We start from the raw sequence: 14,775 nt of genomic DNA on the forward strand, positions 1-14,775 counted from the left end.
GAAGAGACTCCGGGGCCGGAGCGGAGGGTGACGACGCTGGAGCACGCCAGGGTCAGGACCAGGGCGGCGTTCAGCCCGAATCTGACATGGGAGGATCGGAGAATTCGGATGGCGGAGACTCGCACGACGTCCCGACTCCGCCAGGGAGCGCATCGGTGACCGGTGTCGTTCCTGCTGACCAAGGGGTCGGAGTCGATGCGACTTCAAACATCACCATCTCATTCGACAGCCCCATGGACCGCGTGATCACCGAAGCAGCCTTCTCGGTTTCGGGCCGCAACCCCTCGTCATTCGAGTTCACCTGGAACCGGGAGAGTACAACGATGACCGCTACGCCAATCCAGCCACTCGAGTACGCTGAAGGCATTCTGGGGGCGACCGTGATTGCAAAGAGTTACACCGTGACGGTGGCTTCATCCGCCAGAGACGCGAGGGGGAGGCCCCTGCTCCCGTTCAGCTCAATCTTCAAGACCAAGCGACTGCTTGTCGGCGAAGGATTGTTTCAGTCGCATCTTTCGCGCACGCTTTCTTGGTCGTGCCAAGGGTGCAGCTCAGCTACCGCCACATATCGAGGGGAGCTGCGTGACATCGGAGTTGGCTACGGAGATATGTCGAGGCCCGGGGCATTCTGCGTGGGTCCTGTCTTCATTCAGCCAGCATTCAACAATTGGTGGGAGGAAGTTTTGATTTCATTCCTCATCCGGCAAGTGCCTCCGGCCCCGATCGTGACCTCGGCACAGCTGACGCTGAACCAATACTCTGCACCATCAATGCCGTTACCTGGACGCAAGCTTGCGGTCGACACTGTCGCGTACGGTGTTCAAAGCTTCGGCCTGGACAACGGGAGTATTCCTTTGGCTACTGAGGTTGCGGTCTCGTCCGGTCTGACGGTGTACGGCAGTACTGAGGTGGCCGGAGCACTTGTGGAGACCGGTGCGAAGACGGCGTTTGTAACTCGAGAAGTTCAATCGGCCATGAACGCTTCATCAAGCAAAGTGCAATTCCGTGTTCGAGTCAGTCCCGAGGGTTGGCTCCATACCGACGAGACAACTGGGAGCTGCTTTTCTCAAGAAGGGGCTAGCGAGCCTAGCCTGCGTTTCACAGTTGCTATTCCCTAATCCTTGGCTTCGCTGGCTTGACATCCATCCATCCGCCTGGGCGAGGGCTCGCGCCCCCTGATCACTTGAGATAATGCGATGAGTTGTGTGTCCAGCGATGAACGCGAGGGGCGCTGCGCGGTGAACCTTCACCGCACTTCACCGGCTTCACCAGCCCCTCACACAGAAAAAGCAGGCGTTTTCATCGGCTTTTGTGTTGGCAGCATCTTTGCTGAATGCCACGCCCAGGAACAACCAACGTGGCCCAAGCAACCCTGCACGATAAAGTCATGCACCTCGCCGCGCGTGCCCCTGGGCTCGCGGCGCTGTGGCGATCCTACCACTTTGCGCTTGGCGCCTGGACGCGCTCGAGCCGCCTCGGCAAGCTGCTCCGTCGCAGCAGCTCCTACGGCTCGTTCGGCGTGCTTGCGGGTTTGCGGGGGCATCTGCTGCGACGGGCGCACCGCTGGCCGGCGCTTGCGTCCTACGTCGCCCGGTTTGGAACGGTCTCTCCGCTTTACGGCTATAGCGTGTGGCTCAAACACCTCGTGCTTCAGCAGGCTCACGGCGCGCACGAATCCTTGCCTCGCGTGGTGGTCGAGGTGGGTCCTGGCGATTCGTTGGCCTCCGGGCTCGCCGCGCTTCTTTGCGGGGCCAACGAGTACTATGGGCTGGACGTGGTCGCCTACCCAAACCCCGAAGCCAACAAACGCGCGCTGGCGGCCATCGTCGGCTACTATCGCGCCCGCACGGAGCGCATCCGCGAGCACCCCGGAAAAGGCGACCCCTACCTGGATGCCTTCGGCTTCCCCTCGCATCTTCTGAGCGAAGACGTGCTGGCCCGCGCGCTCGACCCGGAGCGCATCGCCCGGATTGAACGGGCCCTGGTGGCGCCCGACGGTCGCTGTGAGGAGATCGTGATTCGCTTTTGCCGCCCGGATGCCCCGGAGCTGGCGGCGCTTCGCGGGCGCGTGCAGATGCTGTTCTCGCACGCCGCGCTCGAGCACGTGATGGACCTGCCCGCAGCTTACGCGCTCTACGTGGAGCTTCTTGCCCCGTCAGGCACCATGAGCCACCAGATCGATTTTGCCAGTCACAATCTGGCGCTGGAATGGAACGGGCACTGGACGTATACGGAGGCCCAATGGGCCCAGATCCTCGGCACGAGGCCCTACGTCATCAATAGAGCCCCCTGCGGGCAGCACCTCGCGCTCATCGAGGCGCAGCGCTGCCAGATCCTCTGGCTCACGCGCGACCTCAAGCCCATCGGCAGCCCCCGTCACCGACTGGCCGATCCGTTTCGCGTGCTCGCGCCCCATGACCTGCAGTGCCGGGGCGCCTTCATCGTGGCGAAGCGTCAGCCACGGGGCGCGTAACGCCCGCATTTGCCCTCCCTCTGGCCAGGGGGCACCGGGCTTGGTACGGTGCGCGCATGCCGGCTGCATTCACCGTTTTGGCCCGCGATGTCGCGTCGCGGGCGCGCCGGGGCGTGCTTCACACGGCCCGCGGCCTGGTGCAAACGCCGGCCTTCATGCCGGTGGGAACGAGGGCCACCGTGACGGGGCTGACGCCGCAGGACCTTGCGCACGTGGGGGCGCCGGTGCTGCTGGCCAACACCTACCACCTGCTGTTGCGGCCCGGGCCGGAGACATTTCGCCGCGTGGGTGGCATTCACGCGTTCATGCGCTGGCCGGGGCCGGTGCTGACGGATTCGGGCGGATATCAGATCTTTTCGCTGCCCGGGGCCCGCACGATCACGGAAGAGGGCGCGCGGTTTTCGAGCTACATCGATGGCCGCGTCTATGCTTTTTCTCCCGAGGAGTCCATCGCCACACAAACCGCGATCGGCTCAGACGTCATGATGGTGCTCGACGAATGCGTGCCCTCCACCCTCGATGAAGGGGCGGTGCGCGCGGCCATGCATCGCACGCACCGGTGGGCCCTGCGAAGCCTCGCGGCAAGGACCAACCCCGCGCAGGCCCTGTTCGCGATCATGCAGGGAGGCTTGGTGCCCGCGCTGCGGCGCGAGTCTGCGGCGTTCCTCACGCAGCATGCCTTCGATGGCTTCGCGATCGGCGGTCTCGCGGTAGGGGATTCTCGGGCACAAAGAGAAGACGTGACCGCCTACGCCGCAGAGCTCTTGCCCGTCGAGAAGGCCCGCTATTTGATGGGCGTGGGCACACCCCCGGACCTGCTCCATGCCATCGGCTGTGGCGTGGACATGTTCGATTGCGTGCTACCGACCCACATGGCGTGGCAGGGTTCGGCGTTCACGTCCACGGGGCGTGTGAAGATCAACCGCGGGGCCCATGCGCAAGACGATGCGCCGCTCGATGAACGCTGCGCCTGCGCGACCTGTGCACAGTACAGCCGGGCCTACCTGCATCACCTCGTCAAATGCAGCGAGCCGCTGGGACCTCGGCTGCTGTCGGTGCACAACCTGTTTTACTACCAGCGCCTGATGCACGATGCGCGGGAGGCCATCGTTGAAGGCACCTACGCCGCGTTCGCGCGGCAGCGCCTGGCCGAAATGGATCGCTACGAACACGCGCCGGCCCCGGGGGGCGAAAGGCCCGCCGCGTGACGTGCACGCTCGAGCAAACCCGGCAGGGCGCCTGGGTGGTGCGCGATCTCGAGGCCGGTGAGGTGATGCACCCAGGTGTGGGACCGCGCGAGGAGGCCGAACGGCTCTACGTGCAGCAGTCTCGCTTGCCGCAGCGGCTGCGGGACGCGTCCGGCAAAACCTTCGTGCTCTTCGACGTGGGACTTGGCGCAGGGTCGAACGCGCTCGCGGCGTGGCAGGCCTCGGCGGATGCGCCCAGCGAGGCGGCGCGGCTCACGCTGCTCAGCTTCGAGCGGGACCTTTCGGCGCTTGCCCTGGCGCTGGCGCATGGTGAGCGCTTCGGGTTTTCGGATCCGGCGCGCGAGGCGGCGCGCACGCTGCTGGCTCAGGGGGCTTCCACGAGCGCACGCACCTCGTGGCACCTGCGTTACGGGGACTTGCTCGCCTGCCTCGCTGCCGAGACCTCGCGAGCCGACGTGGTGTTCTGGGATCCCTTCTCTGCCAAGGCCAACCCCACGCTGTGGACGGTGGCGGCCTTCAGCGCGGTTCGCAAGGCCGCTGGACCCCGGGCCACGTTGTTCACGTACAGCGCTTCGACGACCGTGCGTATGGCCCTGTTGCTGGCCGGCTGGCACGTGGGGGTAGGGGCCGCCATCGGCGACAAGGCCGCCACCACGGCCGCCGCGGTTCATTTTCCGGACCTGGAGCAACCGCTCGATCGCGTGTGGCTATCCCGGGTGGAGCGCCCCGACGTGCGCCTGCCTGCGGACGCTGGCCCTCTCGCAGTGGCAGCCGTGCGCGCGTGTCCCCAGTTCTCTCTGTAAATGCCGATGAATCGCAGAACGAAAAAACATTTTTCCGCGGCATCGGGTGGGGGCGGGGGCGTGGTGGAGACCTGCCACGCCTGGTAGGCTCCGGCCGCGTCATCTAACGGGCACGCGTGCGAACTCTCTTTGGAATCCTGTTTCTGTTGTCCGCGGCATATCTCGGCGGGCATCCACGCGTGCTTCGGTTCGAGACGCGCTTGGGGCTATCTCGTGCACTCGCATCGGGGTTGCTCTTCGTCGTTCTGGGGCTTTTGGCTCGCTGGCCCGTCATCGGGATCCTGAACGATGGTGTGCTCGACGAGTTGAGCCCGTTGCTTCGGCTGGGCCTTGGCTGTATCGGGTTCTTTTACGGATTTCGCTTCGACTTACGCCTCGTCAAGTCACTGCCTTCCGGAGGCGGTCGTCTCGTCGGACTTTCCACGATGCTGCCCTTCGTGCTGGTGGTCGCAACATCAGCGCTGGCGTTGACCGCCGTCGCCGCCGACGGGGAGGCCCCATCGTTCTCGGGGCCCTCCGTCCTGAGGGACGCACTCTGTTTGGGTACGGCGGCGGCGTTGTCGAACCGGCCCGCTCACCTGTACGCGGGCCGCAGACTCATGGCCATCGTGGGGCGCTTGGAGGAGTTGTTCGGAATCGCCGGCCTGATGCTGATCGCCGCCTACTTTCGGCCGCATGCCGCGGGCACCATGTGGCAATTACCCGGTGCAGCCTGGCTCCTCTTGACCATTGGTCTTGGCGCCGTGATGGGCGCAGTCATCTACGCCGTGTTGCAGACGGCGCAAAAGGGGCCGGAATTGCTCGCGGTGTCGCTGGGTACCATCAGCTTCGCGGCAGGGGCGGCCGGATACCTCCACCTGTCCTCGGTGGTCGTCACATTCATCGCGGGCGCGTTGGTGGCAAACCTGCCCGGAGGGTACCATACGAAACTGCGCCATACCCTCCGCCGGCTCGAGCGCCCCATCGTGCTCTTGTCGTTGGTCATCGTGGGCGCGTTGTGGCGGCCCGATGATTGGCGGGGCTGGTTGCTGATGCCCGTATTCGCCGGGGCGAGGCACCTGGGCAAACGCCTCGCGGCGAGGGCCAGCCGAGGGTTGCTCAGCGAGCTCCCTGCGGCGGCAAGTCGAGAGGCGCTGGCCGTGACGCCGCTGGGAACGCTGGCAGTGGCCGTGGTGATCAATACCAAGCTTCTGTATCCTGGCGGTTCTTTGCCGCTCATCGTGTCGGCCGTGCTGGGAGGCGCCTTGCTGACGGAGCTGTACGTGGGCTTCGTGAACCGACGATCTCGCGTTGGGGATGTGGAGGGTTCAACGTGAATCTGCTGCTGCTCGCGATCTTCGCCGCGCTCATGCAGGCGATTCGGTCGTTCGACAGCGTCGAGTCAGGAGGCGCGCCCGGTACCCACGCTTGCGCTCGGTTATCTCCTGCTTACGGGGCACTTCGCTGGGCGGCTCTTCAAGACCTTGCGCTTGCCGAAACTCACCGGATACATCGCCGCAGGCATCGTGGTGGGGCCGTCGGCTCTTGGGTACCTCAACGAGTCGATGGTCGAGAACCTGAAGCTCGTCAACGGAGTTGCCGTTGCCCTCATCGCCCTGACAGCGGGTACGGAACTGTCCTTCCGCCAGATGCGCGGAACCCTTCGTGCGATTCTGTGGATCTCGGGCGTGGCAGTGGTGGGTACCACAGTGCTGCTCACGGGCGCGGTCATGGCCTTGCGAGGTCTGCTCCCGTTCATGGCATCCTTATCGCTCTTTGAATCCGGGATGATCGCTTCGGTTTTGGGCGTGGTCATGGTGGCCCAGTCCCCTGCGGTGGTCATGGCCCTTCGAGATGAGACAGAGTCAGACGGTCCCGTATCGCAAACGGTTCTGGGCGTCGTGGTGCTCGCAGACCTCCTGGTGATCGTAATGTTCGCGGTCACCTCTGCGCTTGCCAAGGCGGCGATGGGGGGGGGGACGCGGGTCACCGAGGCAGCGTCTGCTCTGGCTTGGGAGCTTTTCGGGTCGCTTGGCTTGGGGCTCTTGGTCGGAGGACTTCTCGCGCTCTTTGCACGGCGGGTCGTCAGCGGACTGGGCCTTTTCCTGTTGGTTGTGATGTTTGCGGTTGCGGAGGGTGGGCAGCGGCTGCATCTGGATGCTTTGCTGGTGGCGCTGGCGGCCGGCGTGTTCATTCGCAATGTGACGAGCGCTGCTGAGAAAGTGCAACATAGCGTCGAGGCCTACAGCCTGCCCATCTACACGCTCTTCTTCGCGGTGGCGGGCGCGAATCTTCATCTCGACGTTCTCAGCGCAGTAGGCCCGGCCGCAATCGTCTTCGTGTTGGTGAGGGGAGTTGGCCTTTACCAGGGCACCCGCGTGGCAGCGCGGATCGCCGGGGCGAGCCCCGCTGTCCAGCGCTTTGCGGGCTTTGGCTTGCTGCCTCAGGCGGGCTTGGCCCTGGCGCTGTCGTTGCTGTTTGCCCGCACCTTCCCCGAGTTTGGTTCCGACGCAGGGGCGTTGACGTTGGGGGTGGTAGCCCTGAACGAGCTCATCGCGCCCGTGTTCTTCCGGCTCGCGCTCATCCGCAGCGGGGAGGCAGGACGCAGACGATCGGGGACGGACACCGAGCGGGCCGCGTGAGGCGAGGACTTTGGGCACACCGCAGTCCGCGTGTTTTTCTCAGGTTTCTTCCCACCCGCCCTTCGCGACCCACGCCAGCATGAAGTCGCGAAACAGCTTCACTTTCGCAGGCAGATACCGCGACGACGGGTACACCAGGTGCATGGCGCCTGCCCGCAGGTGATGATCCGGCAGCACCGGTGAAAGCCTTCCCGACCGCACGTGCTGCGCGCACAGGAAGGCTGGCATGAAGCCAATGCCCGCGCCCGCGATCAGCGCGTCCCTGACGAAGCCGAACTCGTTTCCGAACACGGTGCCCTTGGCGTGAATCACCGTCTCCACGCCGTCGGGCCCGATGAGCTGCCAGCGCGCGCCCCGGTGGCCCCCGGTGAACACCACACAGTCGTGGTGGGCCAGCTCTTCGAGCGTTTTTGGTATGCCGTGCGTGTCCAGGTAAGCCGGGCTGGCGAACAGGTACCAGTTTTCCACCAGCAGCTGGCGCGCCACCAAACTCGAATCGCGCAGGGCGCCCGCGCGGATGGCCACGTCGATGCCTTCACCCACCAGGTCCATCGTGCGGGCCGTGGCCACGACCTCCAAGGTGATGCCGGGATGAAGGGCGCAGAACTGCTGCGCGATCTTGCCCATGAACAAGGAGGCGAAGTCGTTGGGCGTGGTGACTTTCAAGTGCCCCGTGGGTTCGTTCTGGAGCTCAGCCATCAGGGTGGCGGCATCGTTGACCTGCGCCAGCGCCACCCGTACCCGGTCGAAAAACGCCGCGCCCTGCTCCGTCAGGTGCAACTTGCGCGTGGTGCGCTGGAGCAGGCGGCCCCCCAACGAAGCCTCCAGGCGGGCCACTTTGCGACTGACCGTGGATTTGGGCAGGTTGGCCAGGCGCGCCGCGGCCGAAAAGCCCCCGGCCTCCACCACCTTGACGAAAATGCCCACCTCATTGAGATCTATTTGTCCCACTGGTGGAACAGTATGTTCGATAGACCACCGCTAGTCCCGTTGGTGAGACAGTCGTAGATCAGAGCCGAAAGCCGGGCAGCGCCCGGCCCTCTCAAGCCAACTGAAGGGAAAGTGTCATGTCGCGTACCACCAACAAGCTCGCTCTCGGCGCCCGGCTGCTGCTCGGAACGATCATGTTCGTTTTTGGGCTCAATGGGTTCTTGCAGTTCCTTCCCATGCCCCCTCTGCCGGACGCTGCGGGGGCGTTCATGGGCGCTCTGGCGGCCTCTGGCTACTTCTTCCCCCTGGTCAAGGCGGTCGAGGTGGTGACCGGGCTGGCCCTGCTGACGGGCACCTTCGTGCCCCTGGCGCTCGTGGTTTTGGCCCCGATCTCGGTGAACATCTTCGCCTTCCACCTCATGCTCGCGCCCGCGGGCATGGCGGTTCCCGTGCTGGTGGTCGTGCTGCACCTCTACCTGGGGTGGGCCTACCGCAACGCCTTCCGCGGCGTGCTCGCCGCCAAGGCGCGCCCCGCCTCTTCGGGGGCGGCCTCTGGCGGTGCGTCCTCGGTCGCCTCGGCGGTGTGAGGCAAAACCCGCGTCCGCTTTACAGCTGCGCGCGCCTCACCGAAGATTGCGCCTTTGCCAGGAGCACCCATGAAGGACGAGCAGCTGTTTTTGGACGTGATGCAGATATGGGCCGGGGCGGCCTGGGCCGATGGCGTCCTGGCGCCCAACGAGCGGCGCCTCCTCTGCGGCCTCATCGAAGAGACCGAAGTCAGCGACGCCACCCGGGATACGGCCCGAAGCTTCCTGGATGCCCCGGTCAAGCTCGAGGACGCCCGCGTGGAACGGCTGGGGCCCGACGAGCGCATGGGCGTGTTTCGGGCCGCCGCCAAGATGATGACGGTCGACCGGCTCGTCTCCGACGACGAGCGTGCCTTCCTCCGTCGCCTGGCCCCCGTGCTCGCGCTCGACGAGGCCACGGTTCGGCAGATCGCCGTCTCCATGGGCCTTGTGCTCTGAGCGGCCGAGCCATCCTGCTGTTTTGCGGGGCGGCTCGTCGTCGCGCCTGCGAGGACCTCAGACGCTTCGCCGTGAGGCACGCCGCTGCGCGCGCCTTACGAACAGCAGGGCCAACGCCGTCAAGCCCAGCGCTTGGCCCGCGTCGCCGCTCCCTGTGCCCCCGCGCCCGTAACGGCAGCCGCCGCTCACGGCTTCGTCGTCATCGAGCTCTTCGCCCGCGGCAGCGCCTCCAGAGCCCTCGTTGGGCGCCGGGCCTTCGTCGGACGGCGCGTTGCCCCCGCGCGGCGGGCTGCCCCCTGCGCCGGCCTGGTTGCCCGCCGACGAGCGGCCACCCGTGCCGGAATCTCCTGAAGCGCCTCCCTGGGCGACCGGCCCTGAGGCTCCACCCGCCCCGCTCGGCATGCCGTCACTGCCTCCACCCGCCCCGCTCGGCATGCCGCCACTGCCTCCACCCGCCCCCGGGGGCCCCCCCCGCCCCCCCACTGCCGCCGGGACCCGGCATGACAGGCGGGGCGCCTGTTTGAGCTTCGGCCATCTCGGCCGCAAACGCCGCCGCCAGGCGCACGAAGAGTGCGGCGTGGGCCGCGTTGCCCCCGAAGGTGGCGATCGTGTCGTCCCGCGTGTGGATGCGCCCGTTCGACTCCTGGAAGGTCGACTCCACCGGAAACACGGCGGGATAGCTCCGGGCGTCCCACGAAGCGTGGTCCGAACAGGCGTAGCCACACGCGGTGCTGACCCAGGGCACCTTCACGTAGGTCTCGACCAGTTTCTTCGCAAAGGCCGTGAGGGTGGAATCGGTGTAGTCCTCGATGAAAGCGATTTTTTTGCCCGAGCCCGCGTAGCCCACCATATCGAGCTGCATCACCCCCACGACGTTTTCGTTGGCGTTTTTGAAGGAGCGGGCGATGTCTTGTGAGCCGCGCAGGCCCACTTCCTCCGCGGCGTAGCCCATGAACTTCAGCGTTCTTCCCGGCGCAATGCCCAGCTTCATGGCGGTGCGTATCACTTCGGTGAGCGCGGCCACGCCGGAGGCATCGTCATCGGCCCCGGGGGCCACCGTATCGCCGCCGCCGCCCGTGATCGAGTCGAGGTGTGCGCCCATGACCACGATTTCACCTGGGGACGAACGCCCCGCGATCGTCATGACCACCGAAGGCTGGTTCGTGAACGAATGCGTGAACAGCTCTACCTTCACGTCACTGCGCCCACCCGCCAGCTCCGTCCACCGGTCCCGTAGCCACAACGCCGCCGCGCGCCCGTGCTCCGTGCCGTGAAAGCGGTTACGAAAGCTCGAGAGTTTCTCAATCGTGGCGAGAATCTCTGCCTCTTGCACCTCGGCGATCCAGGGCTCGGCCACCGCTTGCTGGTCGATGACCAGGTCTGCGGCCACGTCCGACGAGACCTCCCGAGGCTCCAGGGCCTCGCGGGCAGCGGCTTCGCTTTCGTGGGCGATGAAGCCGCCACATTTACGGTAAAGCCCATGCACCAGCTCACCCAGATGGGTGATCTCGCTCTCGGTCACCGGCACCGCAACCACGTCGCTGGGATTTTGCCAGGGGCCGGGTTCGAGCGCCTTGAACCTCTTGCCCCCCCGGAGGAGCGCAAGCCGCTCAGGGCTCACCGCGCCGGTGGAGAGGGCGTGGTTCAGGGTCTCGGCGGGCAGCGAAACCCACAGCGTTTTGGGGACCTCGGGAGGCACCGCCTCGAAGGGGGGCTCCACCTCCTGCGAGCCATCGCAAGCGCTTGCGAGCCCGACTGAGAGCGCCGTGAAGAGAAGGGTGGCGCCGCTTCGCCCCAAGAGGCGTTGCGGCATGACTGAACGACCTCGTGTTTCCACCATGGCTAGAGTTGGGGAGCCGCCCGCCTGGGGCTCATCAAAGATTTCTGCGGGAGAGTCTGTGCCCCCTAGGCTGCCCGTTGCCGCACGTGTCGGCTCGGAGGCAGAGTCATGAGGTGCTTCGGGAAGGTGAAGCGGACGCAGGTGCCTTGCCCACCCAGGCCTGGCAGAAGCTCCATCGTGCCGCCCCGCTCCACAGCCACCGCCCGAAGCGCGCCGAGCCCCACGCCTCGGCCCGAGATCTCGGTGACGTTTCGGGCGGTGCTCAGGCCATCGGCGAAGACGGCTTCGTGCAGCTGCTCGTCCGTCTCGGCCGGGAGACCCAAGCTCTTCGCACGGGTGGCGATCGCGGCCCAGTCGATGCCGCGTCCGTTGTCTGCGACCTCCACCACGAACGTGTCTGCCTCGAGGACGGTGCGCAAAAGCACCTCAGACGCATGACCGCGGGCGCGCTGTTCGTCCGCCTCGGGAAGCCCATGGTCCACGGCGTTGCGCACCACGTGAATGAGCGACGACCAGAACCCGCCCCACAGGCTGGGATCCACCCGAAGACCGTTGTCTTCCACGCGCACGTCCACGTTGCCTTTGCCAAGGCGTTTGGCAATGCGGCGCGCTTGCTCCGCGAGCCGCGAGAGCCAGGTGGCAGTAGGTTCGGCCGGCAAGCCCGCCACCATGGGCGCAAGCAACTGGTGATCCTGCTTGTCCAGGACAGCCTCGAGCAGCTCGGCGAAGCGTTCTTTCGACACGGGCACGGTGAGTGAGGCCCCCTCGCCCAAAAGCGGCGCCATCGACGTGCGCAGGCGGTTCCAGTGCTCTTCCAACGCCGCGCGGTGGGCTGGCACCTCGTCGAACGCGCCCTCGGCGAGCAAGGTCTCGAGTTCGTGGCACAGCGTGCTCAGCTTCGTGAGGCCGTACATGCCGGCGTTGCCCTTGAGCGTGTGCAGCGCGCGCATGAGCGCGGACGACGCGGAGGCATGGCCTTCTCGAATCGTTTTGACGAGGGCGTCGGCCTCGTCGAGGAACTCGGTGAGTCCCGTCCTGTCGTGGACCAAGAGGTGGACGAGCGCGGTGAGCTCTCGCTGGGCCTCGGCCAGGCGCTCACCCTCACGGGCGGCCGTCACGTCAGACACCATCACCATGATCTCGAGCGGACTGCCGCCCTCTTGGGGCGTCGCCTGGGCGCTCGCCTTGTCATCGAGCAGGAGGTAACGCATCTGCAGCAGACGGCCCGCGTGTTTCGTCTCATGCGGTAGCTGGCCAAGCGCCACCTCCACCGGCATCCATTGCTCTTGAAGTTGTTCGTAACCGAGAGCAAAGCGTGTTCCTGCCACAGGGTCGGACGCCGCCAGCAGGTCGGCAAAGGTCTTTCCGGTCAAATTCTGACCGAACCAGCTCTCGAGGATACGGGCGTACTCAGGGGCCACGCGGCCTTGTCCGTCCAAGGTCAAGATGCCTTCGTCGACGGCGTCGAACATGGCGCGCATCTGCTGGTTGCGCCTGTCGAGGTCGGATGTTCTTTGATGTACGATCTTCTCGAGGCCGATGACATTGTCGAAGAAGGTGCGTGCGATGAAGCAGGTGCCAACCGACTCGAGCACCACGAAGGCGGCATGCACTGCCACCACCCAGAACGGAGCGTCGTAGTTGAACACGCTCTTGGGAAGCAAGGCCCACAACACAAGGTGGTGAAGAGCCACCGTAGCGGCCGCCGCCAGGATCACGGCCGGGTTGCCGAACATCGCCAGCATTGCGAGCAAGGCAAAGAAGTAAAAGTGCATCTCGATCTGCACGGGGCCTTGCCCGAAGTGAACGAGGAGGCCTCCCATCATCATGGCGGTTACACCGTGGACGAGGGATACGTGCCGGGGGTTGGTCAGCACGCGCGCGGCCATCACGGGACCGAGCGACACCAAGGTGGTGAGCACCACGGCCAGGCCCATACCCGTGCCGTTGAGCGCCGCCACCAGGAAAAATGCCGGGATGTGCAGCAGATAAAACCACACCGCTTTGTGGTTCATGCGCTGCAGATACGCGTGCTCGAAGGGGCTGATGGTGGTGGGCAGGCGAAGCCCGCCGAGGGCAGCTCGCAGCTGAGAAAACATGACGACCTCTCTTTTCACGACTTGATCCCCAGGGGATCCAAGAGTTGTTGGAGTTGGCGACTCACGCCGCACCCAAACACGGGCAGGGGCGGCCTCGGGGCGTTGGGCTCGGCCATGAGCGCTTCGACGATGGCGCGGTCGACAATCGCAAGGCCTTGTTTGCGCTCGGTGTAGCCGCCCGTATGAACGAGACGGCCTTGGGGATCGAACACCATGAACAGGGGTGCTGCTTCGATGCCGTAGCGCTCCTTGAGTTCGGGCGCCGTGAGGCCGCGGATCTCGAGGCCAGCGGCATGGGCTTGTGCGCGCCACGTTGGCGCTGCGTCAGCCAGGAGCAAGATCTCTCGAACACCCCTGGGCCTCGTCGTCGACACCAGGGATTCGAAGATGCGCTGCGAGCAGGTGCACTTTCCATAAAGTGCGTGAACCACCAACCAGGGGCGCTTGGCGCCCGGGGGGCTCGCGCCCAGGGTCTCGAGCCGCTGGGCCGCTGCGGCGTTGGGCACGGGCAAAGACACCCAGTGCCCCACCATCAGAGAACCCACCACCCCGAGACACACCACGAACCAGACCCCGAGGACGACCAAGCCCCATGGGCGTGTTTTGATGCCGTCGCTCGTGCGTCCCCGCCGAATCCCTCCCATGACGGTTGGTCATTCGTCCGGAACCTCTTTGGGCTTGAATCGAGGCAGCCTTTGAAGACGCTCCGCGTCTTCTTATTCCAGGTGCTTCTACAGGGGGCGCCCGCGGCGCGCGCAAGGCCTGAACTTCGTTGGAGCGGGAGAAGGGGTTCGAACCCTCGACGTCCACCTTGGCAAGGTGGCACTCTACCACTGAGTTACTCCCGCAACGGGAGGAAGGTGATACGGCAAAAGCCGGATCCTGTCAACGGAATCGAGGAGAAAATCTCCTTGCCTGCGACGACCCCTGGGTTTCTACCTTCGCCGCGTGGACAACGACGTAATGGCGGCGTCGTCCACGAAGACCTCCACGGGCCCGGGAGCCACGTCCTTGGCGATGTTCGTGACGAACCAGATCAACACACCCGTGCCCTCGGTGCGCTCGCCCGCAATGTCGAAGAGCAGGCGTCCGTCTTGCCACACCCTCACGGCTCCCGCTGTGGCGCTGCGGACGAATCGCACTTCCAGGTGAACCCAGCGGCCGATGGGAAGCGTGAGGGCCTGCACAGGCAAAAAGTTCGTCCATGTGTCCACCGGTACCTGTTGGGCGAGGCCCAAGACCATCCCCCCCTGGGGATCCCGGTGCACGTTGAGCCCCCAGTGAACGTCAGTCTCTGGACTGTCGGGCTGGTCGGTGGTGGCGCTGCGGAACTGCAGCACGTACCAATAACCGGCTACATCGTAGGCACGCGGAAAGTAGTAGTACGCGCTGAAGTAGGCCTCTTCCGGCACGGGGCTTCGCCGGGCCAGGCCGGCGTGTTCCTCGACCCCGGGCACGCCGGGGTTGCTCAGGCGGACCGCCACCTGGCCCGTACGCACCGGCTCGTTCACGAACGACAGCGTGCCACCCTCTTTCGTATAGGAGGTCCCCGAAAAGCCCGTCGTCGTCACCGCCGTCCATTCTGCGTCGCTGGCGGGCTCGAAGCTCGAGGCGAAGTGATCTCCCCCCCCCAGGTCCAAGTCTGCGCAGCCCCCGAGCCCTGCCGTGCAGATCCCCGCGATGAGCACGAAGGGCAAGTAGGCGCGGGGCGGGGCCAGGGAAACCATCACACGTGCCTCCCAGTATGTCAGGGGCCCGCGGTCTCGCCCAGGTGAG

11 protein-coding genes, 1 tRNA gene and 2 pseudogenes are annotated in these 14,775 nt (G+C 65.6%); 7 read left to right on the plus strand and 7 right to left on the minus strand.

What is annotated here, in order from left to right:
• The first annotated feature begins 155 nt into the window (after positions 1-155).
• From KA712_08685 to KA712_08705, 5 genes and pseudogenes are all read left to right on the plus strand, one after another.
• Entirely contained in the window at positions 156-1,118 is a 963-nt protein-coding gene (locus tag KA712_08685) for an Ig-like domain-containing protein (protein MCG5053022.1), read from the plus strand.
• 239 nt (positions 1,119-1,357) lie between these two features.
• A complete protein-coding gene (locus KA712_08690; GenBank protein MCG5053023.1) occupies positions 1,358-2,473 on the plus strand; it encodes a hypothetical protein in 1,116 nt (371 codons plus the stop codon).
• 56 nt (positions 2,474-2,529) lie between these two features.
• Positions 2,530-4,484, plus strand: a pseudogene (gene tgt / locus KA712_08695) (tRNA guanosine(34) transglycosylase Tgt).
• A 179-nt stretch (positions 4,485-4,663) separates the two neighbouring features.
• The gene (locus tag KA712_08700; GenBank protein ID MCG5053024.1) at positions 4,664-5,800 is read left to right on the plus strand and encodes a hypothetical protein; all 1,137 of its coding nucleotides are present in this window, start codon (positions 4,664-4,666) and stop codon (positions 5,798-5,800) included.
• Positions 5,801-7,105 carry a cation:proton antiporter gene (locus KA712_08705; protein MCG5053025.1) on the plus strand — a complete coding sequence of 435 codons (1,305 nt, stop codon included), beginning with the start codon at positions 5,801-5,803 and terminating at the stop codon, positions 7,103-7,105.
• Between the two features lie 39 nt (positions 7,106-7,144).
• Here KA712_08705 and KA712_08710 read toward each other — a convergent pair whose 3' ends face one another.
• Positions 7,145-8,056 (minus strand): LysR family transcriptional regulator, encoded by a 912-nt coding sequence (locus tag KA712_08710; GenBank protein MCG5053026.1) that lies wholly within the window; start codon positions 8,054-8,056, stop codon positions 7,145-7,147.
• A 116-nt stretch (positions 8,057-8,172) separates the two neighbouring features.
• On the opposite strand from KA712_08710, the gene KA712_08715 reads away from it, so the two are divergent.
• Positions 8,173-8,622 (plus strand): DoxX family protein, encoded by a 450-nt coding sequence (locus KA712_08715; GenBank protein ID MCG5053027.1) that lies wholly within the window; start codon positions 8,173-8,175, stop codon positions 8,620-8,622.
• A gap of 69 nt (positions 8,623-8,691) precedes the next feature.
• On the plus strand, positions 8,692-9,060 hold the full coding sequence (locus KA712_08720; protein MCG5053028.1) for a tellurite resistance TerB family protein: 369 nt from the start codon (positions 8,692-8,694) through the stop codon (positions 9,058-9,060).
• 57 nt (positions 9,061-9,117) lie between these two features.
• Here KA712_08720 and KA712_08725 read toward each other — a convergent pair whose 3' ends face one another.
• The 6 genes and pseudogenes from KA712_08725 to KA712_08750 form a co-directional block, all read right to left on the minus strand.
• On the minus strand, positions 9,118-9,495 hold the full coding sequence (locus tag KA712_08725; protein MCG5053029.1) for a hypothetical protein: 378 nt from the start codon (positions 9,493-9,495) through the stop codon (positions 9,118-9,120).
• Positions 9,496-9,640: 145 nt separating this feature from the next.
• Positions 9,641-10,900 (minus strand): annotated as a pseudogene (locus tag KA712_08730) (M20/M25/M40 family metallo-hydrolase).
• A gap of 65 nt (positions 10,901-10,965) precedes the next feature.
• Positions 10,966-12,999 carry an Hpt domain-containing protein gene (locus KA712_08735; GenBank protein MCG5053030.1) on the minus strand — a complete coding sequence of 678 codons (2,034 nt, stop codon included), beginning with the start codon at positions 12,997-12,999 and terminating at the stop codon, positions 10,966-10,968.
• 14 nt (positions 13,000-13,013) lie between these two features.
• Complete coding sequence (locus tag KA712_08740) at positions 13,014-13,643, minus strand: hypothetical protein (protein ID MCG5053031.1); 630 nt, start codon at positions 13,641-13,643, stop codon at positions 13,014-13,016.
• A gap of 129 nt (positions 13,644-13,772) precedes the next feature.
• A tRNA-Gly gene (locus tag KA712_08745) sits at positions 13,773-13,847 on the minus strand.
• A gap of 87 nt (positions 13,848-13,934) precedes the next feature.
• Positions 13,935-14,726 carry a polysaccharide lyase gene (locus tag KA712_08750; GenBank protein MCG5053032.1) on the minus strand — a complete coding sequence of 264 codons (792 nt, stop codon included), beginning with the start codon at positions 14,724-14,726 and terminating at the stop codon, positions 13,935-13,937.
• Positions 14,727-14,775 lie beyond the last annotated feature (49 nt).

The sequence above is a fragment of the Myxococcales bacterium genome (assembly GCA_022184915.1).
Lineage (GTDB): Bacteria > Myxococcota_A > Polyangia > Fen-1088 > Fen-1088 > JAGTJU01.

Bases quoted from the DNA above. Each gene is read 5' to 3' on its own strand.
- KA712_08715 (MCG5053027.1), top strand. From the start codon at position 8,173: ATGTCGCGTACCACCAACAAGCTCGCTCTCGGCGCCCGGCTGCTGCTC.
- KA712_08720 (MCG5053028.1), top strand. From the start codon at position 8,692: ATGAAGGACGAGCAGCTGTTTTTGGACGTGATGCAGATATGGGCCGGG.
- KA712_08725 (MCG5053029.1), bottom strand. From the start codon at position 9,495: ATGCCGAGCGGGGCGGGTGGAGGCAGTGACGGCATGCCGAGCGGGGCG.
- KA712_08735 (MCG5053030.1), bottom strand. From the start codon at position 12,999: ATGTTTTCTCAGCTGCGAGCTGCCCTCGGCGGGCTTCGCCTGCCCACC.
- KA712_08740 (MCG5053031.1), bottom strand. From the start codon at position 13,643: ATGGGAGGGATTCGGCGGGGACGCACGAGCGACGGCATCAAAACACGC.
- KA712_08750 (MCG5053032.1), bottom strand. From the start codon at position 14,726: ATGGTTTCCCTGGCCCCGCCCCGCGCCTACTTGCCCTTCGTGCTCATC.